Origin of the sequence: Sodalis sp. RH14 (genome assembly GCF_047324285.1) — a bacterium.
Taxonomy (GTDB): Bacteria; Pseudomonadota; Gammaproteobacteria; order Enterobacterales; family Enterobacteriaceae; genus Acerihabitans.
In genome coordinates this window covers 5,755,257-5,779,653 of record NZ_CP178739.1, presented here as the reverse complement: position 1 = coordinate 5,779,653, position 24,397 = coordinate 5,755,257, and the positions used below count along the sequence as shown (strand labels likewise).

23 protein-coding genes are annotated in these 24,397 nt (G+C 55.0%); 22 read left to right on the top strand and 1 reads right to left on the bottom strand.

What is annotated here, in order from left to right; all coding sequences use genetic code 11:
* Positions 1 to 611: 611 nt before the first annotated feature.
* From atpI to phoU, 20 genes are all read left to right on the top strand, one after another.
* Complete coding sequence (gene atpI, locus ACL2XQ_RS26295; protein ID WP_413739866.1) at positions 612 to 992, top strand: F0F1 ATP synthase subunit I; 381 nt, start codon at positions 612 to 614, stop codon at positions 990 to 992.
* Positions 993 to 1,000: 8 nt separating this feature from the next.
* Positions 1,001 to 1,822: a F0F1 ATP synthase subunit A gene (gene atpB, locus ACL2XQ_RS26290; RefSeq protein WP_410012838.1), complete on the top strand. Its 822-nt coding sequence runs from the start codon at positions 1,001 to 1,003 to the stop codon at positions 1,820 to 1,822.
* Positions 1,823 to 1,871: 49 nt separating this feature from the next.
* Positions 1,872 to 2,111: a F0F1 ATP synthase subunit C gene (atpE, locus tag ACL2XQ_RS26285; RefSeq protein ID WP_132924133.1), complete on the top strand. Its 240-nt coding sequence runs from the start codon at positions 1,872 to 1,874 to the stop codon at positions 2,109 to 2,111.
* A 63-nt stretch (positions 2,112 to 2,174) separates the two neighbouring features.
* Positions 2,175 to 2,645, top strand: coding sequence for a F0F1 ATP synthase subunit B (atpF, locus tag ACL2XQ_RS26280; RefSeq protein ID WP_410012839.1), 471 nt, complete (start codon positions 2,175 to 2,177; stop codon positions 2,643 to 2,645).
* Positions 2,646 to 2,659: 14 nt separating this feature from the next.
* On the top strand, positions 2,660 to 3,193 hold the full coding sequence (gene atpH, locus ACL2XQ_RS26275) for a F0F1 ATP synthase subunit delta (protein WP_410012840.1): 534 nt from the start codon (positions 2,660 to 2,662) through the stop codon (positions 3,191 to 3,193).
* Positions 3,194 to 3,205: 12 nt separating this feature from the next.
* Positions 3,206 to 4,747 (top strand): F0F1 ATP synthase subunit alpha, encoded by a 1,542-nt coding sequence (gene atpA, locus ACL2XQ_RS26270; RefSeq protein ID WP_410012841.1) that lies wholly within the window; start codon positions 3,206 to 3,208, stop codon positions 4,745 to 4,747.
* Between the two features lie 50 nt (positions 4,748 to 4,797).
* A complete protein-coding gene (gene atpG, locus ACL2XQ_RS26265; protein WP_410012842.1) occupies positions 4,798 to 5,664 on the top strand; it encodes a F0F1 ATP synthase subunit gamma in 867 nt (288 codons plus the stop codon).
* A gap of 33 nt (positions 5,665 to 5,697) precedes the next feature.
* Positions 5,698 to 7,080 carry a F0F1 ATP synthase subunit beta gene (atpD, locus tag ACL2XQ_RS26260; RefSeq protein ID WP_410012843.1) on the top strand — a complete coding sequence of 461 codons (1,383 nt, stop codon included), beginning with the start codon at positions 5,698 to 5,700 and terminating at the stop codon, positions 7,078 to 7,080.
* A gap of 20 nt (positions 7,081 to 7,100) precedes the next feature.
* Positions 7,101 to 7,523 carry a F0F1 ATP synthase subunit epsilon gene (locus ACL2XQ_RS26255; RefSeq protein WP_410012844.1) on the top strand — a complete coding sequence of 141 codons (423 nt, stop codon included), beginning with the start codon at positions 7,101 to 7,103 and terminating at the stop codon, positions 7,521 to 7,523.
* 338 nt (positions 7,524 to 7,861) lie between these two features.
* Complete coding sequence (glmU, locus tag ACL2XQ_RS26250; protein WP_413739865.1) at positions 7,862 to 9,241, top strand: bifunctional UDP-N-acetylglucosamine diphosphorylase/glucosamine-1-phosphate N-acetyltransferase GlmU; 1,380 nt, start codon at positions 7,862 to 7,864, stop codon at positions 9,239 to 9,241.
* A gap of 272 nt (positions 9,242 to 9,513) precedes the next feature.
* Entirely contained in the window at positions 9,514 to 11,346 is a 1,833-nt protein-coding gene (gene glmS, locus ACL2XQ_RS26245; RefSeq protein ID WP_410012846.1) for a glutamine--fructose-6-phosphate transaminase (isomerizing), read from the top strand.
* A gap of 555 nt (positions 11,347 to 11,901) precedes the next feature.
* Positions 11,902 to 13,593, top strand: a complete 1,692-nt coding sequence (locus ACL2XQ_RS26240) for a solute:sodium symporter family transporter (protein ID WP_410012847.1) — start codon at positions 11,902 to 11,904, stop codon at positions 13,591 to 13,593.
* Complete coding sequence (locus ACL2XQ_RS26235; RefSeq protein ID WP_410016673.1) at positions 13,590 to 15,104, top strand: sulfatase-like hydrolase/transferase; 1,515 nt, start codon at positions 13,590 to 13,592, stop codon at positions 15,102 to 15,104. Before ACL2XQ_RS26240 ends, ACL2XQ_RS26235 begins: the two co-directional genes overlap by 4 nt.
* Complete coding sequence (locus tag ACL2XQ_RS26230) at positions 15,079 to 15,696, top strand: Crp/Fnr family transcriptional regulator (protein WP_410012848.1); 618 nt, start codon at positions 15,079 to 15,081, stop codon at positions 15,694 to 15,696. Before ACL2XQ_RS26235 ends, ACL2XQ_RS26230 begins: the two co-directional genes overlap by 26 nt.
* 60 nt (positions 15,697 to 15,756) lie before the next feature.
* Positions 15,757 to 16,989 (top strand): anaerobic sulfatase maturase, encoded by a 1,233-nt coding sequence (locus tag ACL2XQ_RS26225; RefSeq protein WP_413739864.1) that lies wholly within the window; start codon positions 15,757 to 15,759, stop codon positions 16,987 to 16,989.
* Between the two features lie 156 nt (positions 16,990 to 17,145).
* The gene (gene pstS, locus ACL2XQ_RS26220; protein ID WP_410012850.1) at positions 17,146 to 18,186 is read left to right on the top strand and encodes a phosphate ABC transporter substrate-binding protein PstS; all 1,041 of its coding nucleotides are present in this window, start codon (positions 17,146 to 17,148) and stop codon (positions 18,184 to 18,186) included.
* 62 nt (positions 18,187 to 18,248) lie between these two features.
* Positions 18,249 to 19,208: a phosphate ABC transporter permease PstC gene (gene pstC / locus ACL2XQ_RS26215; RefSeq protein WP_413739863.1), complete on the top strand. Its 960-nt coding sequence runs from the start codon at positions 18,249 to 18,251 to the stop codon at positions 19,206 to 19,208.
* Positions 19,208 to 20,101, top strand: a complete 894-nt coding sequence (gene pstA, locus ACL2XQ_RS26210) for a phosphate ABC transporter permease PstA (protein ID WP_410012852.1) — start codon at positions 19,208 to 19,210, stop codon at positions 20,099 to 20,101. The genes pstC and pstA overlap by 1 nt, the downstream gene beginning before the upstream one ends.
* 44 nt (positions 20,102 to 20,145) lie before the next feature.
* Positions 20,146 to 20,922: a phosphate ABC transporter ATP-binding protein PstB gene (gene pstB / locus ACL2XQ_RS26205; RefSeq protein WP_410012853.1), complete on the top strand. Its 777-nt coding sequence runs from the start codon at positions 20,146 to 20,148 to the stop codon at positions 20,920 to 20,922.
* A gap of 14 nt (positions 20,923 to 20,936) precedes the next feature.
* Positions 20,937 to 21,701, top strand: coding sequence for a phosphate signaling complex protein PhoU (phoU, locus tag ACL2XQ_RS26200; protein ID WP_410012854.1), 765 nt, complete (start codon positions 20,937 to 20,939; stop codon positions 21,699 to 21,701).
* Positions 21,702 to 21,714: 13 nt separating this feature from the next.
* Here phoU and yieH read toward each other — a convergent pair whose 3' ends face one another.
* Positions 21,715 to 22,398 carry a 6-phosphogluconate phosphatase gene (gene yieH, locus ACL2XQ_RS26195; RefSeq protein WP_410012855.1) on the bottom strand — a complete coding sequence of 228 codons (684 nt, stop codon included), beginning with the start codon at positions 22,396 to 22,398 and terminating at the stop codon, positions 21,715 to 21,717.
* Between the two features lie 337 nt (positions 22,399 to 22,735).
* On the opposite strand from yieH, the gene ACL2XQ_RS26190 reads away from it, so the two are divergent.
* Entirely contained in the window at positions 22,736 to 23,017 is a 282-nt protein-coding gene (locus ACL2XQ_RS26190; protein ID WP_410012856.1) for a PTS sugar transporter subunit IIB, read from the top strand.
* Positions 23,018 to 23,021: 4 nt separating this feature from the next.
* A complete protein-coding gene (locus ACL2XQ_RS26185; RefSeq protein WP_410012857.1) occupies positions 23,022 to 24,395 on the top strand; it encodes a PTS galactitol transporter subunit IIC in 1,374 nt (457 codons plus the stop codon).
* Positions 24,396 to 24,397: the final 2 nt, after the last annotated feature.

Below are 24,397 nucleotides of genomic sequence, written 5' to 3'. Positions count from 1 at the left end.
TTGAATAGAATTATCGCGGTTTTTGCCGGACGGCCGCATTTCCCGGCGGTGTAATTTCAAATCTCGGTTACTTAAATTTTACATTATTTTATCATATTGTATTGTCGCTCATTTAGTTCTAAGGCTAATAGTCACTGTGTAAAATATATGTGTCCAAAAATGTCAGTGATATTACCGCCGGCTTTGGCGGAGAATAAGCCGCCTCATCACACTCCGGCGCGATTGTGATGATATAAGGCTTTTTAAGGACACGTTAATATATAACTGTTTGAAAATTAATGTGTTTTTATAGTTATTTTAATCAGAGGCAAAAAAAGCCCGCCGACGAGCCATAAAAATTAGCGAACTATAACGTGATCAGACGCACAGTTTCAGAAGCAATAATTGCCCAAGCAGTATAAAGTTATGCATGGTATCATTCCCGCGCTTTAGCGGGGAAAACGGGTAAAACGAAGGAATTTAAATTATTGTTCACCTTTTCGCTACTTATGCATTGAATTCGTAGTGTCTACCCGTATAATTTGCACGTTTTTCGCTACTTGACTCATCGCGCTAAAGGCAGTTTTATACACCTTCAGCCTGACCGGAACAGGTATGGGGGAAGTGAAATAATGTCCTTTTCCCTCTACAGTGGGAAAGTTGCTGGAAAAGTGTTGTTTATCCAGTTATTGACGTTGGGCCTGCTGGGCGCGTTGTTCGCCTTGCGCAGCCCGCAGTGGGCCGCATCCGCCATGGGCGGAGGATTGGCGGCCTGGCTGCCGAACGTGTTGTTTGTACTCTTTACCTGGCGCCATCAGGTGAAAGTTCCGGCCGCGGGGCGTGTTGCCTGGTCTTTTGCCATCGGAGAGGCGCTCAAGGTCGTCGCTACCATAGCTTTGCTTATCGTAGCGCTTGGGATGTTCAGGGCCGCGTTTGTTCCATTGGGCCTGACCTATTTATCGGTGCTGATTGTGCAGATATTGGCACCGGCCGTAATTAACAACAAAGGGTAAGAGGCATCATGTCTGCATCAGGAGAAATCTCTACTCCACAGGAATACATAGGCCACCACCTGAACAACCTTCAGTTGGACCTGCGTACTTTTGAACTGGTTAATCCCCATAACGGCCCGGCAACATTCTGGACGCTGAACATTGACTCCATGTTCTTTTCCGTTCTGCTCGGCGTGATTTTTATTACGATTTTCTCGCGCGTCGCCAGAAGGGCTACCAGCGGCGTTCCCGGTAAACTGCAGACGGCGGTTGAACTGATTATCGGGTTTGTCGACGGCAGCGTGCGGGATATGTTCCACGGTAAAAGCAAACTTATCGCGCCGCTGGCGCTGACCATCTTCGTCTGGGTTTTCCTGATGAACCTGATGGATTTGCTGCCTATCGATCTGCTGCCGACCATCGCCGAGCGTTATATGGGACTACCGGCGCTGCGCGTGGTGCCTTCCGCCGACGTGAATATCACCATATCCATGGCGCTGGGGGTCTTTATCCTCATTCTCATCTATAGCGTGCGGATGAAAGGGATCGGTGGTTTTGTCAAAGAACTCACCATGCAGCCGTTTAACCATTGGGCGTTTATACCCATCAACCTGATTCTCGAAGGCGTGAGCTTACTGTCCAAACCAGTTTCCTTAGGCCTTCGGTTGTTCGGCAATATGTATGCGGGTGAGTTGATCTTCATTCTGATTGCCGGTCTGTTACCGTGGTGGTCGCAGTGGATCCTGAATGTGCCCTGGGCCATTTTCCACATACTGATCATTACGTTGCAAGCCTTTATCTTTATGGTGCTGACGATTGTCTATCTAGCGATGGCGTCCGAAGAACACTGATATTTTTACAATACTGTTGCGTTTAATCTGAAACAAACTGGAGACTGTCATGGAAAACCTGAATCTCGATCTGCTGTACATGGCTGCCGCTGTGATGATGGGTCTGGCGGCAATCGGTGCTGCGATCGGTATCGGCATCCTGGGTGGTAAATTTTTGGAAGGTGCAGCGCGTCAGCCGGATCTGATCCCTCTGCTGCGTACTCAGTTCTTTATCGTTATGGGTCTGGTCGACGCCATCCCGATGATTGCCGTGGGTCTGGGACTGTACGTGATGTTTGCCGTAGCGTAGTGTGTAGCATTGCGTGAAATTAATACAACATCAAACCGTTAACTTTATAAGAGGCATTGTGCTGTGAATCTTAACGCAACAATCCTCGGCCAGGCCATCGCGTTCATCCTGTTTGTCCTGTTCTGCATGAAATACATATGGCCGCCGCTTATCGCAGCCATAGAGAAGCGTCAGAAAGAAATTGCTGATGGCCTCGCTTCTGCGGATCTGGCGAAAAAAGAGGTGGATATCGCGCAAGCCAATGCGACCGATCAACTGAAGAAGGCCAGAGCCGAAGCCCAGGCAATCATCGAGCAAGCCAACAAGCGCAAAGCTCAGATTATGGACGAAGCGAAAGCGGAAGCGGAAGACGAACGTAACAGAATCGTAGCGCAGGCTCAGGCAGAAATTCAGGCCGAAACCAAACGGGCTCGTGAAGAGCTGCGTAAACAGGTCGCGCTGCTGGCTTTAGCGGGTGCCGAGAAGATCATCGAACGTTCCGTGGATGAAGCTGCCAACAGCGACATCGTAGATAAACTGGTCGCTGAACTGTAGGGAGGGAGGGGCTGATGTCTGAATTAGTAACGGTAGCTCGCCCCTACGCCAAAGCAGCTTTTGACTTTGCCGTCGAGCATCAAAGCGTTGAACAGTGGCAGGCTATGCTGTCGTTTACCGCCGAGGTTAGCCGCAACGATCAGATGGCTGAACTGTTATCCGGTGCGGTTGCACCAGAAACACTGTCGGAAACGTTTATCGCGGTATGCGGCGATCAACTCGACCAGGCGGGCCAGAATCTTATCAAGGTCATGGCCGAAAACGGACGATTAGCAGTTTTGCCGGATGTGCTGGAACAGTTTATGGAGATGCGCGCCGCGCACGAATCGACTGTGGAAGTGGACGTCATTTCCGTAAGCCATCTAAAAGACGAGCAACTGGCGAAAATTACTGCCGCGATGGAACAACGTCTGTCACGCAAAGTTAAGCTGAATTGCAAAATTGATAAGTCTGTCATTGCCGGCGTGATTATTCGCGCGGGCGATATGGTGATAGACGGCAGCGTACGCGGTCGTCTCGAACGACTGGCAGACGTATTGCAGTCTTAAGGGGACTGGAGCATGCAACTGAATTCCACCGAAATCAGCGAACTGATCAAGCAGCGCATTGCTCAGTTCAATGTGGTGAGCGAAGCTCACAATGAAGGTACTATCGTTTCCGTGAGTGACGGGATTATCCGTATTCACGGCCTGGCCGAAGTCATGCAGGGTGAAATGATCGCCCTGCCGGGCAACCGCTTCGCTATCGCCCTGAACCTGGAACGCGACTCCGTCGGCGCCGTGGTGATGGGACCCTATGAAGACCTGGCCGAAGGCATGAAGGTCAAGTGCACCGGCCGCATTCTGGAAGTGCCGGTTGGCCGTGGCCTGCTGGGCCGCGTGGTCAACACGCTGGGCGCGCCCATCGATGGCAAGGGCCCGGTAGAGAACGACGGTTTTTCCGCCGTCGAGGCTATTGCGCCGGGCGTTATCGAACGCCAATCCGTGGATGAGCCGGTACAGACCGGTTATAAATCCGTGGATGCCATGATTCCCATCGGCCGCGGCCAGCGCGAGCTGATCATCGGCGACCGCCAGACCGGTAAATCGGCCCTGGCGATCGATGCGATTATCAATCAGCGCGAATCCGGCATCAAGTGCGTGTATGTCGCCATCGGCCAGAAAGCCTCCACCGTGGCGAACGTCGTGCGCAAGCTGGAAGAGCACGGCGCCCTGGCCAATACCATTGTCGTGGTCGCCACCGCGTCCGAATCCGCCGCCCTGCAATACCTGGCGCCGTATTCAGGCTGCGCCATGGGCGAGTATTTCCGCGATCGCGGCGAAGATGCGCTGATCATCTATGATGATTTGTCCAAACAAGCCGTGGCTTACCGTCAGATTTCCCTGTTGCTCCGTCGTCCGCCTGGACGTGAAGCCTATCCCGGGGACGTATTCTATCTTCACTCCCGTCTTCTGGAACGTGCGTCGCGCGTCAACGCCGAATACGTAGAAGCCTTTACCAAGGGTGAAGTGAAGGGCAAGACCGGCTCGCTGACCGCATTACCGATCATCGAAACCCAGGCGGGCGACGTTTCCGCGTTTGTTCCGACCAACGTGATTTCCATCACCGATGGCCAGATCTTCCTGGAATCAAGCCTGTTCAACGCCGGTATTCGTCCCGCCGTTAACCCCGGTATTTCCGTATCCCGTGTGGGCGGCGCAGCCCAGACGAAGATTATGAAAAAACTGTCGGGCGGTATTCGTACGGCTTTGGCTCAGTACCGTGAGCTGGCCGCGTTCTCCCAGTTTGCTTCCGATCTGGATGAAGCAACGCGTAAGCAGCTGAATCATGGACAAAAAGTGACCGAACTGTTGAAGCAGAAACAATATGCTCCCATGTCGGTATCGCAGCAGTCCCTGGTGTTGTTCGCCGCTGAACGTGGTTACCTGGAAGACATCGAACTGGCAAAGGTCGGCGACTTCGAGGCCGCGCTGCTGGCCTACGTAGACCGCGAGCAAGGCGATTTGATGCAACAAATCAACCAGACCGGCGCTTATAACGATGAAATCGAAGGCAAGCTGAAAGGCATCCTCGATAACTTCAAGGCAACCCAGTCCTGGTAACGCGCTATGGCCTGTTTCGGCAGGCCATGACGCCATGAGGAGAAGCAGAGATGGCCAGCGCCAAAGAAATACGTACTAAGATCGCCAGCGTGCAAAACACGCAGAAGATCACCAAAGCGATGGAGATGGTTGCCGCATCCAAAATGCGCAAATCGCAGGAGCGTATGGCGGCCAGCCGTCCTTATGCAGAAACTATGCGTAATGTGATTGGTCACCTTGCTTTGGGAAATCTGGAATATAAACATCCTTACCTGGAAGAGCGCGACGTCAAGCGCGTCGGGTATCTGGTGGTGGCCACCGACCGTGGTCTGGCCGGCGGCCTGAACATTAACCTGTTCAAAAAAGTGCTGACGGACATGAAAGCCTGGAGTGAAAAGGGCGTTGATGCGGAACTGGCGCTGATCGGCTCCAAGGCGGTGTCGTTCTTTAACGCCGTCGGCAGCAACGTGGTTGCCCAGGTCACCGGCATGGGGGATAACCCCACGCTGTCTGAACTGATTGGGCCGGTTAAAGTCATGCTGCAGGCGTATGACGAAGGCCGCCTGGATAAGCTCTATATTGTCAGCAACAAATTCGTTAATACCATGTCCCAGGTACCGCAACTGCTTCAGGTCCTGCCCTTGCCGCCCGCGGAAGATGGGGAAGAGCTGAAGAAGAAAACCTGGGATTACCTGTATGAACCCGATCCCAAGGCGCTGCTGGATACATTGTTGCGCCGTTATGTGGAATCGCAGGTTTATCAGGGCGTCGTTGAAAACCTGGCCAGCGAACAGGCCGCGCGAATGGTAGCGATGAAAGCCGCAACGGATAACGGTGGCAACCTGATCAAAGAGTTGCAACTTGTTTACAATAAGGCTCGTCAATTCAGCATCACTCAGGAACTCACCGAGATCGTTTCGGGAGCCGCCGCGGTTTAGGTTTAGGGTTACGAATTACGTAGAGGATTCAAGATGGCTACTGGAAATGTTATCCAGGTTATCGGCGCCGTGGTTGACGTCGAGTTCCCGCAGGATGCTGTACCTAAGGTGTACAACGCCCTTGAAGTGGAAAACGGCGCCGCCAAATTGGTGCTGGAAGTAGAACAGCAGTTAGGCGGCGGCGTTGTCCGTTGCATCGCCATGGGCTCGTCCGACGGTCTGCGTCGCGGCCTGAAAGTGACCAACCTGGAACGTTCGATCGAAGTGCCGGTGGGTAAAGCCACGCTGGGCCGCATCATGAACGTGCTGGGCGAACCGGTCGATATGAAAGGCGAGATCGGCGAGGAAGAACGTTGGTCCATCCATCGTCCGGCGCCGAGCTATGAAGATTTGTCCAGTTCGCAGGAACTGCTGGAAACCGGCATCAAGGTTATCGACCTGATGTGCCCGTTTGCCAAAGGCGGTAAAGTCGGCCTGTTCGGCGGCGCCGGCGTGGGTAAAACCGTCAACATGATGGAGCTTATCCGTAATATCGCCATCGAGCATTCCGGTTATTCGGTGTTTGCCGGCGTGGGCGAACGTACCCGCGAAGGGAACGACTTCTACCACGAAATGACCGATTCGAACGTTATCGACAAAGTATCCCTGGTGTACGGCCAGATGAACGAGCCGCCGGGAAACCGTCTGCGCGTGGCGCTGACCGGGCTGACCATGGCGGAAAAATTCCGTGATGAAGGCCGCGACGTCCTGCTGTTTATCGATAACATTTATCGTTATACCCTGGCCGGGACCGAAGTATCCGCGCTGCTGGGCCGTATGCCTTCAGCGGTAGGCTACCAGCCGACGCTGGCGGAAGAAATGGGCGTGCTGCAAGAACGCATCACCTCCACCAAAACCGGTTCCATCACCTCGGTACAGGCGGTATATGTGCCTGCGGATGACTTAACCGACCCGTCGCCGGCGACCACCTTCGCCCACCTTGACGCCACCGTGGTATTGAGCCGTCAAATCGCCTCACTGGGTATCTACCCGGCGGTTGACCCGCTCGACTCCACCAGCCGTCAGCTGGATCCGTTGGTTGTCGGCCAGGAACACTACGACGTGGCCCGTGGCGTGCAGTCCATCCTTCAGCGTTATCAGGAGCTGAAAGATATTATCGCCATCCTGGGTATGGACGAACTGTCAGAAGATGACAAACTGGTGGTGTCCCGCGCACGTAAGATCCAGCGTTTCTTGTCGCAACCGTTCTTCGTCGCCGAAGTGTTCACCGGTTCGCCGGGTAAATATGTTTCCCTGAAAGACACTATCCGCGGCTTTAAAGGCATCATGGACGGTGAATACGATCACCTGCCCGAGCAGGCGTTCTATATGGTCGGTTCCATTGATGAAGCAGTGGAAAAAGGCAAGAAACTGTAACGCTGTGATAGGAGGGTGATATGGCTGCAAATACTTACCATCTGGATGTCGTCAGCGCGGAACAGAAAATGTTTTCCGGGCTGGTGGAAAAAATCCAGGTGACGGGAAGCGAAGGCGAACTGGGGATTTTTCCCGGCCATGCCCCGCTGCTCACTGCCATTAAGCCCGGTATGGTGCGTATCGTCAAAGAACATAACGAAGAAGAGTATATCTACCTGTCGGGGGGCATCCTCGAGGTGCAACCGGACATCGTTACCGTTTTGGCCGATACCGCCATTCGTGGCAAAGATCTTGATGAAGCGCGCGCAATGGAATCCAAGCGCATGGCGGAAGAGCATATCAATAATTCACATGGTGACGTGGATTATGCTCAGGCCTCGGCCGAACTGTCCAGGGCCATCGCCAAGCTGCGGGTCATTGAATTGACCAGAAAAGCAATGTAATCAAGCTAGTGTGATTAAAAAGCCAGTCCTTTGTGACTGGCTTTTTTATTGGAATTCATTCTCTTCCACGCATAGAGTGTCACAACTTGACGCTCTTATTTTTCGATCTGAAATAAGTTTCACCTTCTTCGCCTACCTAAACCGCTAATTCCAGCCTGTACCTGCGGTAATTGGCCCCGAAACGCCCACTATTTCCGCATTGCGTCCTAAACCGGGTAAAATGATCCCGGCTTACGTCATTATGCGGCCATAATGTGTTTTTCGGCCCAAAATATGTGGTAATCCCTTCTCTGAACGGGTTTACTTTCGTCTATTGAATCAGGTTCATCAGGATGGTTATGTCGAATCGATTGATGAGCGTAGTGATCCTTGCCGCCGGCAAGGGCACCCGCATGTATTCCGATCTGCCCAAGGTCTTGCATCCGTTGGCTGGCAAACCGCTGGTCAGGCATGTTATTGACGCCGCCGCCGCCCTGGGCGCGGCGCGTATCCATTTGGTTTACGGCCACGGCGGCGAGCGACTGCGGCAGGCGTTGGCCGGCCCTGGTCCGGAACTGAGCTGGGTATTGCAGGCCGAACAGCGCGGCACCGGCCATGCCATGCAGCAGGCGGCGCCGTTTTTCCAGGATGATGAAGATATCCTGATGCTGTACGGCGATGTGCCGTTGATAGCGCCGTCAACCCTTGAGCGCCTGGTGGCCGCCAAGCCCGAGGGCGGTATCGGCCTGCTGACCGTTACCCTGGACGATCCTACCGGCTATGGCCGCATCGTGCGGGAAAACGGCAATGTATGCGGTATCGTCGAGCACAAAGACGCCGACGAGGCGCAGCGGGGCATCCGCGAAATCAATACCGGCATTCTGGTGGCCAACGGCGCCGACCTGAAGCGCTGGTTAAGCCGGCTGACCACCAATAACGCCCAGGGAGAGTATTACCTTACCGATATTATCGCCCTGGCCTGGGGCGAGGGCCGGCGTATCAATACCGTTAACCCCGATCGCCTAAGCGAAGTGGAGGGCGTGAATAATCGTTTGCAGCTGGCAACCCTTGAGCGGGTTTATCAGCGCCAGCAGGCCGAAAATCTGCTGTTGGCCGGTGTCATGCTGCTCGACCCGGCGCGTTTTGATTTGCGCGGCGAGCTGGCGTACGGCCGCGATGTGACCATTGACACCAATGTCATTATCGAGGGCCGGGTATCCTTGGGCAACAATGTGGTTATCGGTACCGGCTGCGTATTAAAAGACTGCGACATTGGCGATAACGTGGTGGTCAGCCCCTACACGGTCATAGATCAAGCCCGGCTGCGTGCGGACTGTACCGTCGGGCCGTTCGCCCGCCTGCGGCCCGGTGCGGAGCTGGAAGAGGGCGCCCATGTCGGCAATTTTGTCGAGATGAAAAAAGCGCGCCTGGGGCGCGGATCCAAGGCCGGGCACCTGAGCTATCTGGGTGATGCGGAAATTGGCGCCGGTGTGAATATCGGCGCCGGCACCATTACCTGCAATTATGACGGCGCCAATAAACACCAGACCGTGATCGGCGATGATGTCTTTGTCGGCTCGGATACCCAACTGGTGGCGCCGGTTACCATAGGCAACGGCGCCACCATCGGCGCCGGCACCACAGTTACGCGCAGCGTGGGGGAAAACGAACTGGTGCTTAGCCGGGTGCGGCAGGTGCATATCACCGGCTGGCAACGGCCGGTTAAGAAGCATCGTTAATGGTATTACGCGCAGTTTGTCAAATCTGGGCATGAGCTTGCCGCGGGTATGATGCGCAATGAGAGTAAAGCCTGGCGCCGAGAGATAGGGCGTCTTTACCATCTTGCCCATCATGCCCGTTATCATGGTTTTGTCAGCCATTTTCACGAGAGTGGCTGACAAAACATAATAATCCCCAGTTCTACAGGCTCGGGGAAACCGGAAAAACCGGTCTCTGTCAGGTCAAAGACATCGATACGGCGGAGCATGCCGTTCATTTAGGAATAACACTGATGTGTGGAATAGTAGGCGCGGTTGCGCAGCGTGATATTGCCGAAATCCTGTTAGAGGGATTACGCCGGCTAGAGTATCGTGGGTATGATTCCGCCGGCCTGGCGGTGGTGGATAACGAGGGGCATTTGCAACGGCTGCGCCGGGTCGGCAAGGTTGCCGCGTTGTCGCAGGCGGCGGCGGAGCATCCGCTGACCGGCGGCACGGGCATCGCCCATACCCGTTGGGCCACCCACGGGGAACCCTCGGAGAATAATGCCCATCCCCATGTCTCCGGGCATATCGTGGTGGTGCATAACGGTATCATCGAAAACCATGAACCGCTGCGTAAACTGCTGGTGGAGCGCGGCTATGTATTCGCGTCCGAAACCGATACCGAGGTTATCGCCCACCTGGTGCATTGGGAACAGCGCCAGGGCGGCGGCACGCTGGCTGAAGTGATCCTGCGCGTGATCCCGCACCTGCGCGGCGCCTATGGCACAGTTATCATGGATAGCAAGGACCCAAGCGTGCTGGTGGCGGCGCGATCCGGTAGTCCGCTGGTGATTGGCCTGGGCGTGGGCGAAAACTTCCTGGCGTCCGATCAGCTGGCGCTGCTGCCGGTCACCCGCCGGTTTATGTTCCTGGAAGAGGGCGATATCGCCGAAATTACCCGCCGCACGGTGCGCGTATGGGATACGCGCGGCAACCCGGTGCAACGGGCGGAGATTGAGTCCCAGGTAAAATACGACGCCGGCGATAAGGGCATCTATCGCCACTACATGCAAAAAGAGATTTTTGAACAGCCGCAGGCGATTAAAAACACCCTGGCGGGCCGTTTTTTACACGGCCAGATCACCTTATCCGAACTGGGCGAGGCCGGCGATCGTTTGCTGGAGCAGGTACAGCATGTGCAAATCATCGCCTGCGGCACCTCGTACCATTCGGCCATGGTATCGAAATACTGGTTCGAGGCGCTGGCCGGCGTGCCCTGCGATGTGGAAATCGCCTCCGAGTTCCGCTATCGCAAATCCGCCGTGCGGCCGGGCAGCCTGATCATTACCCTGTCGCAATCCGGCGAAACCGCCGATACCCTTGCGGCCCTGCGCCTGACCAAAACCCTGGGCTACCTCGGCTCGCTGGCGGTGTGTAACGTGGCCGGCTCCTCGCTGGTGCGCGAATCCGATCTGGCGCTGATGACCCGCGCCGGGACGGAAATCGGCGTGGCTTCCACCAAGGCCTTCACCACCCAGTTAACGGTATTGCTGATGCTGGTGGCGCGCCTGGGCCGCCTGAAGGGCATGGATAGCCAGGTCGAGCAGCAGATTGTGCATGCGCTGCAGGCCCTGCCGGCCCGTATCGAGCAAATGCTGGCGCTGGATAAGCCGATTGAACAGCTGGCGGAAGGGTTCTCTGATAAACATCACGCCCTGTTTCTCGGGCGCGGCGAGCTTTACCCCATCGCCATGGAAGGCGCGCTGAAGCTCAAGGAAATTTCGTATATCCACGCCGAAGCCTATGCGGCGGGCGAGCTGAAACACGGCCCGCTGGCGCTGATCGACGCCGATATGCCGGTAATCGTTATTGCCCCCAATAATGAATTGCTGGAAAAACTCAAGTCGAACATCGAGGAAGTGCGCGCCCGCGGCGGCCTGTTATATGTCTTTGCCGAAGAGAACGCCGGTTTTACCGACAGCGAAAATATGAAAATCATCCCGCTGCCGCACGTAGAAGAGATTGTGGCGCCGATATTCTACACGGTGCCGTTGCAGCTGCTGGCGTATCATATTGCGCTGATCAAAGGCACCGATGTCGACCAGCCGCGTAATCTGGCAAAATCGGTGACGGTGGAGTAACCCGCGTCTGCGGCGGCACCTAAGCCGCCGCTTGCAAAGTGATCGCAAAAACCGACACAGCGTTAATCGGATCCGGTGGGGATGGCAAAGCCCCAGCGGATTTTTTTTGCCCGATCACCCCCCAATAAATCCTTTTCCTTATATTGATATTGCAAATGCTTAATTCAAATAAGCTTAATTAATTTACGCATGGTTATTTACGAGAAACTTCTTGTTCCCACCCGGAATATAACAATAATGATTATGTGAGCGGGGTCATGCCGGCTTATGACAACGGTCATAAAAATAGGGTGCTGAAAAGTGTAAAACATCTGTCATGTCAACAATACACTATTACCGGCTTGTCTGGCCTGCGACGACTTTCTCCTGGGTTTTTACCGCGGGAAATGCCGCCTGACGTGCGGCATGGTTCCGCTCGCCGCTTGCCTGTACCGAACGGAATAATCGTAACGGCTTAAGCTGCGCATTTCTCTCATTAATCGACCGCCCACTATTCTGATTTTATTGGAAGGGTCACATCTATGCTGATATTTTTATAACTAAAAGGTGCGATTTATGAATAGCCTACAGATATTTTCTTTTGTATTTTTTACGTGCCTTGTCGCTATTGTTACCTGGTGGAAAGTAAGGAAAAACGATACCCATACCCAGCAGGGCTATTTCCTGGCCGGTCGTTCCCTTAAAGCGCCAATAATTGCCGCATCGCTGATGCTGACCAATCTTTCAACGGAACAATTGGTCGGCCTGAGCGGACAGGCCTATAAATTCGGCATGTCGGTGATGGCATGGGAGGTGATTTCAGCTATTCCCCTGGTCCTGCTGGCGCTGGTGTTTTTACCGCGTTATTTGCAGCGGGGCATTATTACCATTCCGGATTTTATCGAAGAACGCTACGACAAAACCACGCGTATTATGGTGGACTGCTGTTTTTTAATCGCCACCGGCGTCTGTTTTCTGCCCATAGTACTCTATTCCGGCTCGCTGGCGCTCAACAGCCTGTTTCATTTCAGCGACCTTACCGGGCTGAGCCAGGGCAGCGCGACGATAGTCATGGTGATAGCCCTTGGCGTGATAGGCACCCTGTACGCGGTTATCGGCGGACTGCGCGCGATTGCCGTCGCCGATGTCGTCAATGGCATCGGCCTGGTGATTGGCGGGCTGATGGTGCCGTTTTTCGGGCTGATGGCGCTTGGCGGCGGCAGTGTTATCGCCGGCCTGAATACACTGACGGCGGATCATGCCGAGCGCCTCAACTCCATCGGCGGCGCCCATGACCCGGTGCCCATCGGCGCCGCCTTGACCGGCCTGGTGCTGGTGAATACCTTTTACTGGTGTACCAACCAGGGCATCGTCCAGCGTACCCTGGCCGCCAAGAACCTGGCCGAAGGGCAAAAAGGCGCGCTGCTGACGGCGCTGCTGAAAATGCTCGACCCGATAATCCTGGTCCTGCCCGGCGTTATCGCCTATCACCTGTATCAAGGGCTGCCCAAGGCGGATATGGCCTACCCGGTGCTGGTCAACCAGATCCTGCCCGCGCCCCTGGTCGGTTTTTTCGGCGCCGTGCTGTTCGGCGCCATTATCAGCGTGTTCAACGGGTTTTTAAACAGCGCCAGCACCTTATTCAGCATGGGTATCTACAGCCGTATTATCAATCCTGACGCCACGTCCAAGAAACAGGTGTTGGTGGGGCGTTATTTCGCCCTGATCCTGGCGCTGGTGTCGGTGGTGGTGGCCCCCGGCATTGCCAATGCCCCCGAAGGATTATACAGCTGGATGAAGCAGCTTAACGGGGTGTACAACGTTCCCCTGGTCACCATTATCATCATGGGGTTCTTTTTCCCGCGTATCCCGGCCATGGCGGCCAAGCTGGCGCTGCTGTTAGGTATCGTCAGCTATATCCTGATCAATTACGTTTTCCATTTCCCTATTCATTTCCTGTATGTGCTGGCGATAACGTTTTGCCTGAACGCGTTGGTGATGCTGGTTATCGGTAAACTTGCGCCGCGCGCCACCCCGTTTGTCTTCCATGATTCCCTGGCGGTGGATATGTCGCCGTGGCGGTCGGTAAAAATCGCCTCCGTCGGCGTTATTGCGGCGATGATATTTATTTATGCCTTTCTCGCCCGCTTCGGCGGCTGGCACAGCCTCTGGTTATGCTGGATCGCGGGCATAACCGTTGTCGCCATTTCCGGCTGGCTGATATTCGCCGGTTTGAGAAAAACCAAAACCAGGGAGGAAATCGCCTGATGCAACCTAATATAATTTTTATCATGACCGATACGCAGGCCACCAATATGGTCGGGTGCTATACCGGCCTTCCCCTGCATACCGAGCATATCGATGCGCTGGCCGGGCGCGGGGCCAAATTCAATTCGGCATTTACCACCGCGCCGCTGTGCACCCCGGCGCGCGCGGGACTGTTCACCGGCCTGTATTCCAACCAAAGCGGTCCCTGGACCAATAATCTGGCGCCGGGTAAGAATATGCGCACCCTGGGCAACTATTTTCAGGATGCCGGCTGGCAAACCGCCTATATCGGTAAATGGCATCTTGATGGCCACGACTATTTCGGCACCGGCATCTGTCCGCCGGAATGGGCGGCGGAATATTGGTACGATGGCGCTAATTACCTGCATGACCTGCCGGAAGAAAAAATCAGCTTATGGCGCAACGGGCTGAATTCAAAGGAAGAACTTGAACAACATCAGATTGATGATGAATTTACCTGGGGCTATCGCATCAGCCAGCGCGCGATACATTTTATCGATAAGCAGCGCCTGCGGCGCGAGAAACCGTTCCTGCTGGTGCTTTCTTACGATGAGCCGCATCATCCCTTTACCTGCCCGCCGCGTTATCTCGACCGTTTTGCCGATTTCCATTACCCGCTGGGCGCAAAAGGAACCGATGATCTCAGCGATAAACCGATGCACCAGCGTTTGTGGGCCAGGGCGATGCCGTCGCCGGTAACGGATGGCGCCACCTATCATCATCCGATTTATTTTGCCTGCAATGATTTTGTCGACGACCAGATAGGACGCGTGCTGAACCACCTTACCCCCGACGAATGGGAAAATACCTGGATAGTGTATACCTCCGATCACGGTGAAATGATGGGAGCGCATCAACTTATCAGCAAAGGCTCGGCAGGCTATGACGACATCTGCCGCATTCCCTTTATCATCCACGGGCCCGGCCTGCCGGCGCGGGAGATTGATACACCGGTGAGCCATATCGACCTGTTGCCGACGTTATTATCGATTGCCGGTATCCCGGTGCCGCCGTCGCTGCACGGCGAAAGCCTGCTGCCTATGCTGTCGTCGGCGGAGCGGGAACGGGAGCGGTCGGTCATGGTGGAATTTAACCGTTATGAAATAGAACATGACAGCTTCGGCGGTTTTATCCCGATGCGCGCCTGGGTCACCAATGATTTAAAACTGGTGATTAATCTGTTTGACGATGATGAACTCTATGACCGGCGCAACGATCCCGAGGAACTGATAAACCTGATTGGCCGGGACGACTATGCGGAACGGCGTAATGCATTGCATGATAGCTTATTAGACTTTATGGATCGTATTCGCGATCCGTTTCGCAGCTATCGCTGGGCCATGCGCCCGTGGCGGCCCGACAGGCATGAGCAATGGCTGGGCGCGTTTCGTCCTAAACCGGATGATTACGTCTCGCCGGTGGTCAGGGATTACGATACCGGCCTGCCGACCAAGGGAGTAAAAATTGAGGAAAAAAGACAAAAATTCTGAGGATGGGGACGAGGGCCGCGCCGTATTCGCAGAATTGTCCGGCAGCGAACACGCCATGTTTACCCGGCTGGATCAGTTGCCGAAGCAAACGCGCATTTATCCCCAGGAGGATGAGGCCCTCTCTTTTTATTACCTGCACAGTGGGTTGGTGGGGCTGTACCATATGCTGGAGAACGGTAAGGTGTGCCTGATCCGCCTGTTTGGCCCCGGTGATTTTTTCGGCTACCGCAGCCTGTTCGGTAATACGTTTTACCACTGTTCCTCGCGCGTGCAGCGCACCGCTACGGTAACGCGCATTACCCCCTATCAGCCGCAGCGGTTTTTATGCCGCTATCCGCGCCTGAATGTCTATTTGTTCATGCGGCTGGCGCGTGATCTGGGCGAGGCGGAAAAAAGGCTGGCCAGCATGGCCTACGATAAATCCCAGCAACGGGTATTACTGGGCATTCACTATTTATACCGGCAATGGCCGGGCTATGAATGGACCTGGCGTGAAATTGCCGAATACGCGGGTTGCGAAACGGAAACCGCTATCCGCCATGGCAGTGAGCTCAAGCTACAGGGACTGTTGCCGGATGAATTTACCGGTTAACTGCCGCCGCTGCCGGTGCGGCATGGTATTTGACGCGCAATATTGTTTGGAGTCGCGGTTATGAAACGCCCGTTTTCCCTGATGGCGAAACCCACCAGTTATCAATGCAATATTCACTGCGATTATTGTTTTTATGTGGACAAAAAAAATACCCTGTTACCCGCCGGAGCATCGGCGTCGAAGCATATGGCCGACGATGTGCTCAGGGAATTTATTAAGCAGTATATTGACGCCAGCGCTGGCGACGAGGTCATGTTTGCCTGGCAGGGCGGCGAGCCGACCCTGGCCGGAATTGACTTTTATGCCGCCGCGCTGCGCTATCAGCAGCGTTACGCCCGGGGAAAAAGGATTACCAACAGCATGCAAACCAACGGCGTATTGATAAACGATCAATGGGGCCGTTTTCTTGCCGATAATCATTTCCTGCTGGGTATTTCCGTGGACGGCACCGCCAGGCTGCATAATCATTATCGCCATACCGCCAGCGGCCGGCCGGTATTTGACAGCGTGATCAACGCCATCCGGATATTTAAGGAATATCATATAGATTACAACGTATTGAGCGTGGTGAACGATAAAACCGCCCAGGCGCCGCTGGAAATATATTTTTTTATCACGCAAGAGCTGGGCGCGCAGTATGTGCAATTTATCCCGGCAGTGGAACAAAGGTTGTCCGGAGCCGCGCGGGGGGAATTGATTTATCCCCGGTCGACGGCGGATAAAACGCTGACGCCATGGTCGGTGAGCGGCGAAGCCTACGGCACGTTTATCAATACCCTGTTTGACTACTGGGTACGGCATGATGTCGGCAGGGTGTTTGTGCAGCTATTCGATAATGCCCTGGCCGCCTGGTGCGGCGTGATGCCAAGCCTGTGCGTGATGCAGCCCACCTGCGGCCAGGGCCTGGTCGTCGAGCAGAACGGCGATATCTATAGCTGCGATCATTTCGTCTACCCTGAGCATAGACTGGGCAATCTGATGACAGGGAACCTGGCCGCCATGGCCGGTGGGAAAAAACAGCGCCAGTTCGGCCAGCTAAAAGCCAATGTGGCGACGCCGTGTTTGTCATGCGACTATCGGTTTGCCTGTCACGGCGGCTGTCCTAAGCACCGTATTCACCGCATCGGGGGCCAGTGGCATAATCATCTTTGCCCCGGCTATAAAGCTATTTTTTCCCATATCGCGCCCTATATGGCGTATATGGCCGGCGAACTGGCGCACCATCGGCCGGCCGCCGGCATTATGCGCGAAATTGATCGGATTGCGGAGGCGGGGATTGAAAAAAAAGGCTAATATGCCATTAAAATAGGTACCCATCCCGGTGTCATAAAAATGTCATATTACCGACATGTATCTGTAACCTAATTGTCCTATTTTCCCTCCTGCAGCAATTATAATAATTGAAGAAAACGGCCATGGGCCGATTTTAAATATCCCACAGGAGGGATTATGAGACTGATGCATACCACCGTTGCCAGTGTTGTAGCAGCTACGTTCGCCCTGGCGAGTATTTCTTCGTTCGCTGCCGCCAACCTGACAGGTGCCGGCGGCACATTCCCCGCCCCGGTTTATGCTAAATGGGCTGATACCTATCAAAAAGAAACCGGCGTGAAAGTTAACTACCAGGGCATCGGTTCTTCCGGCGGCATTAAACAGATTATCGCCAATACCGTTGATTTCGGCGCGTCCGATGCTCCTTTAAGCGATGGCGACCTGAAGAAAGAAGGTTTATTCCAATTTCCGACCGTGATTGGCGGCGTGGTGCTGGCCATCAACGTACCGGGAATCAAAAGCGGCGAACTGACCCTGGACGGCCATACCCTGGGTGAAATTTACCTGGGCAACATCAAAAAATGGAACGACCCGGCCATCACCAAGCTGAACCCGGGCCTGAAGCTGCCGGATCAGAATATCGCCGTGGTACGCCGCGCCGATGGTTCCGGCACGTCGTTTGTCTTCACCAGCTATCTGTCCAAGGTGAATGCGACCTGGAAAGAAAAAATCGGCGCCGGTTCCACGGTTAACTGGCCGGTCGGACTGGGCGGCAAGGGCAATGACGGCATCGCCGCCTTTGTCCAGCGTTTGCCGGGTTCCATCGGTTATGTGGAGTACGCCTACGCTAAGCAGAACAACCTGGCCTACACCAAGCTGATTTCCGCCGACGGCAAGCCGGTAATGCCGACGCAGGATAACTTCAGCGCGGCGGCGAAAGGCGTCAACTGGCAGCAATCTTTTGCCCAGGATCTGACTAACCAGAAGGGCAACAATGCCTGGCCGATCACCTCCACCACGTTTATTATGTTGCATACTACCCAAACCAAGCCTGAGCAGGGCCGCGAAACCCTGAAATTCTTCGATTGGGCCTACAACAAGGGTGCCGACCAGGCTAACGCCCTTGACTACGCCACCTTGCCAAAGGACGTGGTCGAACAGATCCGCGCCGCCTGGAAGGCCAATATCAAAGACAGTAACGGTAAAGCGCTCTACTAAGTCCTTGTGTTTCGTCCCTTCCCTTACGGGAAGGGATTACGAACCAACAAAAAGAGTACTCTATGGCTGACAATACGCCGGCACGGCATGCCCCCGGTAAACAAGGCGACCTGATATTCGGTACGTTGGTCAGGTTGGCCGCATTGATTACCTTATTGATGTTGGGCGGAATTATCGTTTCGCTGATTGTCGCTTCGTGGCCGAGCATGGAAAAGTTCGGCTTCGCTTTCCTGTGGACCAAGGAGTGGGATCCGCCCGGTGAAAAATTCGGCGCGCTGGTTCCTATCTATGGCACCCTGGTGACCTCTTTTATCGCGTTGCTGATTGCCGTTCCGGTCAGCTTCGGCATCGCCCTGTTCCTTACCGAGCTTGCCCCCAGCTGGTTGAAGCGTCCCCTTGGCGTCGCCATTGAGCTGTTGGCGGCCATCCCAAGCATTGTCTACGGCATGTGGGGGTTGTTTGTTTTTGCTCCCCTGTTCGCCCAGTATTTTCAACAGCCCCTGGGCGATGTGATGTCGACCATCCCTTTTATCGGCGTCCTGTTTTCGGGGCCGGCGTTTGGTATCGGCATCCTGGCCGCCGGTATTATCCTGGCTATCATGATCATCCCGTATATTGCCGCCGTGATGCGCGATGTGTTTGAGCAAACGCCGGTGTTGATGAAGGAGTCGGCCTACGGTATCGGCTGCACCACCTGGGAAGTGATCTGGCGTATCGTGCTGCCCTTCACCAAAAACGGCGTGATCGGCGGCGTGATGCTGGGCCTGGGACGGGCGCTGGGCGAAACCATGGCGGTGACCTTTATCATCGGCAATACCAACCAGCTGGACAGCATTTCCCTGTTTAGCCCGGGCAACAGCATTACCTCGGCGCTGGCCAATGAGTTCGCCGAAGCCCAGGCGGGTCTGCATACCGCCGCGCTGATGGAGCTGGGGTTAATCCTGTTTGTGATTACCTTTATCGTGCTGGCCTGCTCCAAATTCATGATAATGCGCCTGGCGAAAAACGAGGGGGTCAAATAATGGCGACCGTCGAGCACCAAATGACCCATACCGCGCCACAAATGGAAGCGCGGCGTAAAATGCAGTCCTGGCGGCGGCAGAAGAACCGTCTGGCGCTGTTATTATCCATGATCACCATGGCCTTCGGCCTGTTCTGGTTATGCTGGATCTTGCTGACCACGGTAAGCCGGGGTTTTGACGGTATGTCGCTGGCGTTGTTTACCGAAATGACGCCGCCGCCCAATACCGCCGGCGGAGGGCTGGCCAATGCCCTGGCCGGCAGCGGATTGCTGATTCTCTGGGCCACTGTTTTCGGCACGCCCCTGGGCATCATGGCGGGGATTTACCTGGCGGAATACGGGCGTAAGTCCGCGCTGGCGGAAGTGATCCGTTTTATTAACGATATCCTGCTGTCCGCGCCGTCCATCGTTATCGGTTTGTTTGTCTATACGCTGGTGGTGGCGAAAATGGAGCATTTCTCCGGCTGGGCCGGGGTGATCGCCCTGGCGCTGCTGCAGGTGCCGATTGTTATCCGTACCACGGAAAACATGATGCGGCTGGTGCCCGATACGCTGCGTGAGGCTGCCTATGCGTTGGGTACGCCGAAATGGAAAATGATTTCCGCCATCACGCTTAAGGCCTCGGTTTCCGGCATCATCACCGGCGTATTGCTGGCGGTGGCGCGCATTGCCGGCGAAACGGCGCCGCTGCTGTTTACCTCGCTCTCCAACCAGTTCTGGAGTACCGATCTCATGCAGCCCATCGCCAACCTGCCGGTGACGATTTTCAAATTCGCCATGAGCCCGTTTGCCGAATGGCAACAGCTGGCCTGGGCCGGCGTGCTGCTGATTACCCTGTGCGTGCTGTTGCTGAACATTATCGCGCGGATTATTTTCGCCAAAAAAACCTATTAAGCGTCAGGCGCCGACGCGTCTTTGATCGAAAGAGAGAGTGTTGCATGAGCGGGATCAACAACGCCAACGACAGCAAAGTACAGGTTCGCGATCTGAATTTTTATTACGGTAAATTTCATGCGCTGAAAAATATCAGCCTGGACATTGCCCGTAACCAGGTGACGGCTTTTATCGGCCCGTCCGGCTGCGGTAAATCCACGCTGTTGCGTTGCTTTAATAAAATGTACCAGCTTTATCCGGAGCAGCGCGCCGAAGGGGAGATCCTGCTGGACGGGGACAATATCCTCACCGATAAGCGCGATGTTTCCCTGCTGCGCGCCCGGGTCGGCATGGTGTTCCAGAAGCCGACCCCCTTTCCGATGTCTATTTATGACAATATCGCGTTCGGCGTGCGCCTGTTTGAGAAACTGTCGCGCAGCGAGATGGAGGAGCGCGTGCAGTGGTCGCTGACCAAAGCGGCGCTGTGGAACGAAACCAAGGACAAATTGCACCAGAGCGGTTATAGCCTGTCCGGCGGCCAGCAGCAGCGTTTATGTATCGCGCGCGGCATCGCCATTCGCCCCGATGTGCTGTTGCTCGATGAGCCCTGTTCAGCCCTGGATCCGATCTCGACCGGACGTATCGAAGAGCTGATTTCAGAATTGAAAGCGGATTATACCGTAGTGATAGTGACGCATAATATGCAGCAGGCGGCGCGTTGCTCCGATCACACGGCATTTATGTATCTCGGCGAGTTAATTGAATTCAACGATACGGATAGCATTTTCACCGCACCGAAGAACAAACAAACCGAAGATTATATTACTGGCCGCTATGGTTAATAACGGGATATATCATGGAAAACCTGAATCTCAATAAGCATATTTCCGGCCAGTTTAACGCCGAACTGGAACACATACGCACCCAGGTGATGGCGATGGGCGGCCTGGTGGAGCAACAGCTTACCGACGCCATCAGCGCGATGCACAGCCAGGATGAAGAATTGGCCAAACGGGTCATCGCCGGGGACGTCAAGGTGAATGCGATGGAGGTGGCCATTGATGAAGCCTGTGTGCGTATTATTGCCAAGCGCCAGCCTACCGCCAGCGATTTACGCCTGGTGATATCGATCATCAAAACCATATCCGAACTGGAGCGTATCGGCGACGGCGCGGATAAAATCTGCCGTACCGCGCTGGAAAAATACTCCCAGCAGCATTTGCAGATGCTGGTCAGCCTGGAGTCGCTTGGACGCCATACGGTGCAGATGCTGCATGACGTGCTGGACGCCTTTGCGCGCATGGATTTGGATGAGGCGATCCGGATTTATCGCGAGGATAAAAAAGTCGACCAGGAATACGAGGGTATCGTCCGTCAGCTGATGACCTATATGATGGAAGATCCCCGCACTATTCCCAGCGTGCTGACGGCGCTGTTTTGCGCCCGCTCCATCGAGCGTATCGGCGATCGCTGCCAGAATATCTGCGAATATATTTTCTATTTTGTTAAGGGACAGGACTTCCGCCATGTGGGCGGCGACGCGCTGGAAACGCTGCTGACGGGCACGGGTAAAGATAAGGCCGCGGATGCCGGCGGCGAGGCCAGTCCGCCGAAGGAATAATAATCCTGGCCGATCATACCAATACTTCCGGTGCGCCGGTCAACGTCCATCCCCGCGCGCGCCATAACGCCGGCAGCTGACCCATATCATCAAAGCGGGTGACCAGCGGGTGGTCGATCGGCGGATTATGCGCATCGGCGCAATAGTAAAATACCGGCATGCCGGCGGCGATGCCCGCCTGGACGCCGGACACCGAATCCTCGACTAAAATGCATTGCGCCACCGGTACCCCCAGCTGGGCGGCGGCATGATGGATCACCGCCGGGTCGGGCTTCCAGCGCTGCACATCGTAACCGCTGAACAGACGTTGCGCAAAAAACGGCAGCAGCGACGTCAGGCCGAGCGAGTGCTCCATTTTACTGACCGGACCGTTGGACACCACCGCCATCGGTACGACGATCCGCTGCAAAAGCTCGCGCACGCCCTCGATGGCAACCAGCCGCTCATCAAACAGCCGGGCTACATGCGCGCGGTACTCGGCTTCCAGGATATCCGCCCGCTGGCGCAGGCCGTGCTGTTCCCTCATGCGATCGAAGATGTCATTGAGTTTTACGCCTTTGAAATCCCTGATGGCATCGGTAAGCGTCAGCGCAATGCCGTATTGGGCGAACAGGAGCACATAGGCCTCGCAACACAAGATCTCGCTGTCCACCAGCGTGCCGTCACAATCAAATAATACGCATGTTTTGTCCGTCATTAACCCTGTCCTTATACCGTTGCCGGGAATATCCGCTCTTACTTTACCCGATCAGGGCGGACAAGCGATCGCTTAACCCGTTGCCGCGCCTGTTTTTTGGCCCCGGCCGCGGGCAGCGGTGGATACCCGCTTAACCCGGCTGGTGGGTGTTACACAGTGGAACACACGGCCATAATGTTTTTTATAATATAAATAATTATATATCAACAACATATATAAGTATAATAGTGTGGTTAAAAATATATTGTCATCTAAGTGTGTAAAATTACACATCGATCACATTTAGCGATTCATTAACATGTTTTAATCATCCCACTTCTTCGACTGGGAACTGACTATGAAACATATGATGATTTGCTGCGGCGCCGGCGTTGCCACCAGCACCGTGGCGCTGAAAAAACTGGAAGCTTACCTGCAGGGGGAAAACTTGCTGGATAAGGTGCGCATATCACAGGGTACCGTGGCGGAAGCCGCCACCCGCGACGATGTGGACTTTATCGTTTCCACCTCGCCGGTGAAAGTGTCCGTACCGGTCATTAACGCTTTGCCCCTGTTGACCGGCATGGGGACCGACAAAGTATTCAGCAGCGTTAAAGAATTGATTCTCGCCGAGGGTTAATACCATGTTTGTTATCGATTATATCGTGAGCATGGGGGCCTCGGTCATGATGCCCCTGATCTTCATTCTGCTGGGATTGCTGCTGCGTTTATCCATCGCCAAATCGATTAAAGCCGGGCTGATGGTGGGGATCGGTTTTATCGGATTAAGCATTACCGTTAACCTGATGATTGATTCGTTAACGCCCGTCAGCCATGCCATTGTCGAGCGGTTCGGCCTGAACCTGACGGTCTTGGACATGGGATGGCCCGCCGCCGCCGCCGTGGCCATGGGTACCCGGGTCGGCGCGCTGGTGATCCCGGTGTGCGTCGCCATCAATGTCCTGATGCTCTATACCAAGACCACCCGTATCCTGAACGTGGATATCTGGAACCTGTGGCATCACGCGTTTACCGGCTCGCTGGTGGCCATTATCACCGGTAATCTCTGGCTGGGGGTGCTGGCCGCCGGGCTGAACTGTATCGTCACCATGGTGATAGCCGATCGCACCACCGCCGATGTGGAAAAATACCTCAATTTGCCGGGTATCTCGGTGCCGCATGGTTTTTCCGCGTCGTTTGTGCCCGCCGCCTGGCTGGTTAACGCGATAGTCGATCGTATCCCCGGCGTGCGCGATATTAAAATCGATACCGATGTGATTCAAAAGCGCTTATCGATATTAGGCGATCCCGCCTGCCTGGGCGCGATTATCGGCGCCATCCTGGCCGTTATCGCCGGGGTTGATGTGAAGGCCATCCTGCAAACCGCCATCACCATGGCCGCGGTGATGACCATTATCCCCCGCATGGCCAAGATGTTGATGGAAGGGGTCTATCCCATCAGCGAGCGTATCCAGGAAATTGCGCAGTCCCGGGCCGGTTCGTTCGGCAAAATTTCCATCGGGCTGGATTCCGCCGTCAGCGTCGGCCATCCGGTTACCCTGTCGGTGTCGATGCTGATGATCCCGATTATGCTGGTGCTGGCGGCGATTATCCCCGGTAATCAGTTTCTGCCGTTCGCCTCGCTGACGGGCCTGCCGTTTGCCTTTGTGCTGGTGACCGCCGTATGCCGGGGCGATATGTTCCGCACCCTGCTCACCGGCCTGCTTACCCTGAGCCTGGCGCTGTTAATCGGCACCAGCCTGGCGCCGCTGGTGACCAGTACCGCCGTCAGCACCGGGTTCTCGTTACCCCATGGCGCAACCAGTATCAGCAGCGTTGATTATGCCGGCGCAATGCTGCCCTGGGTCATTATCCAGGGGTTCTATTTCAAGGCCATCGGCGTCGGCGTGCTGATCCTCTTGGCGCTGCTGCTGGCGCTATGGAACCGCAAAAAAATCCTCCGTGAGGACCGGTTGGCGGCGCAAACGGGCGCCGCCGGCACAGAGATGGGAGAATAATC

Coding starts and splice junctions, on each gene's coding strand:
- atpE (WP_132924133.1), top strand. CDS start 1,872: ATGGAAAACCTGAATCTCGATCTGCTGTACATGGCTGCCGCTGTGATG.
- pstA (WP_410012852.1), top strand. CDS start 19,208: ATGGCGACCGTCGAGCACCAAATGACCCATACCGCGCCACAAATGGAA.
- ACL2XQ_RS26240 (WP_410012847.1), top strand. CDS start 11,902: ATGAATAGCCTACAGATATTTTCTTTTGTATTTTTTACGTGCCTTGTC.
- pstB (WP_410012853.1), top strand. CDS start 20,146: ATGAGCGGGATCAACAACGCCAACGACAGCAAAGTACAGGTTCGCGAT.
- glmU (WP_413739865.1), top strand. CDS start 7,862: ATGTCGAATCGATTGATGAGCGTAGTGATCCTTGCCGCCGGCAAGGGC.
- atpG (WP_410012842.1), top strand. CDS start 4,798: ATGGCCAGCGCCAAAGAAATACGTACTAAGATCGCCAGCGTGCAAAAC.
- glmS (WP_410012846.1), top strand. CDS start 9,514: ATGTGTGGAATAGTAGGCGCGGTTGCGCAGCGTGATATTGCCGAAATC.
- atpB (WP_410012838.1), top strand. CDS start 1,001: ATGTCTGCATCAGGAGAAATCTCTACTCCACAGGAATACATAGGCCAC.
- atpD (WP_410012843.1), top strand. CDS start 5,698: ATGGCTACTGGAAATGTTATCCAGGTTATCGGCGCCGTGGTTGACGTC.
- ACL2XQ_RS26225 (WP_413739864.1), top strand. CDS start 15,757: ATGAAACGCCCGTTTTCCCTGATGGCGAAACCCACCAGTTATCAATGC.
- phoU (WP_410012854.1), top strand. CDS start 20,937: ATGGAAAACCTGAATCTCAATAAGCATATTTCCGGCCAGTTTAACGCC.
- pstS (WP_410012850.1), top strand. CDS start 17,146: ATGAGACTGATGCATACCACCGTTGCCAGTGTTGTAGCAGCTACGTTC.
- atpH (WP_410012840.1), top strand. CDS start 2,660: ATGTCTGAATTAGTAACGGTAGCTCGCCCCTACGCCAAAGCAGCTTTT.
- pstC (WP_413739863.1), top strand. CDS start 18,249: ATGGCTGACAATACGCCGGCACGGCATGCCCCCGGTAAACAAGGCGAC.
- atpI (WP_413739866.1), top strand. CDS start 612: ATGTCCTTTTCCCTCTACAGTGGGAAAGTTGCTGGAAAAGTGTTGTTT.
- ACL2XQ_RS26190 (WP_410012856.1), top strand. CDS start 22,736: ATGAAACATATGATGATTTGCTGCGGCGCCGGCGTTGCCACCAGCACC.
- yieH (WP_410012855.1), bottom strand. CDS start 22,398: ATGACGGACAAAACATGCGTATTATTTGATTGTGACGGCACGCTGGTG.
- ACL2XQ_RS26255 (WP_410012844.1), top strand. CDS start 7,101: ATGGCTGCAAATACTTACCATCTGGATGTCGTCAGCGCGGAACAGAAA.
- atpA (WP_410012841.1), top strand. CDS start 3,206: ATGCAACTGAATTCCACCGAAATCAGCGAACTGATCAAGCAGCGCATT.
- ACL2XQ_RS26185 (WP_410012857.1), top strand. CDS start 23,022: ATGTTTGTTATCGATTATATCGTGAGCATGGGGGCCTCGGTCATGATG.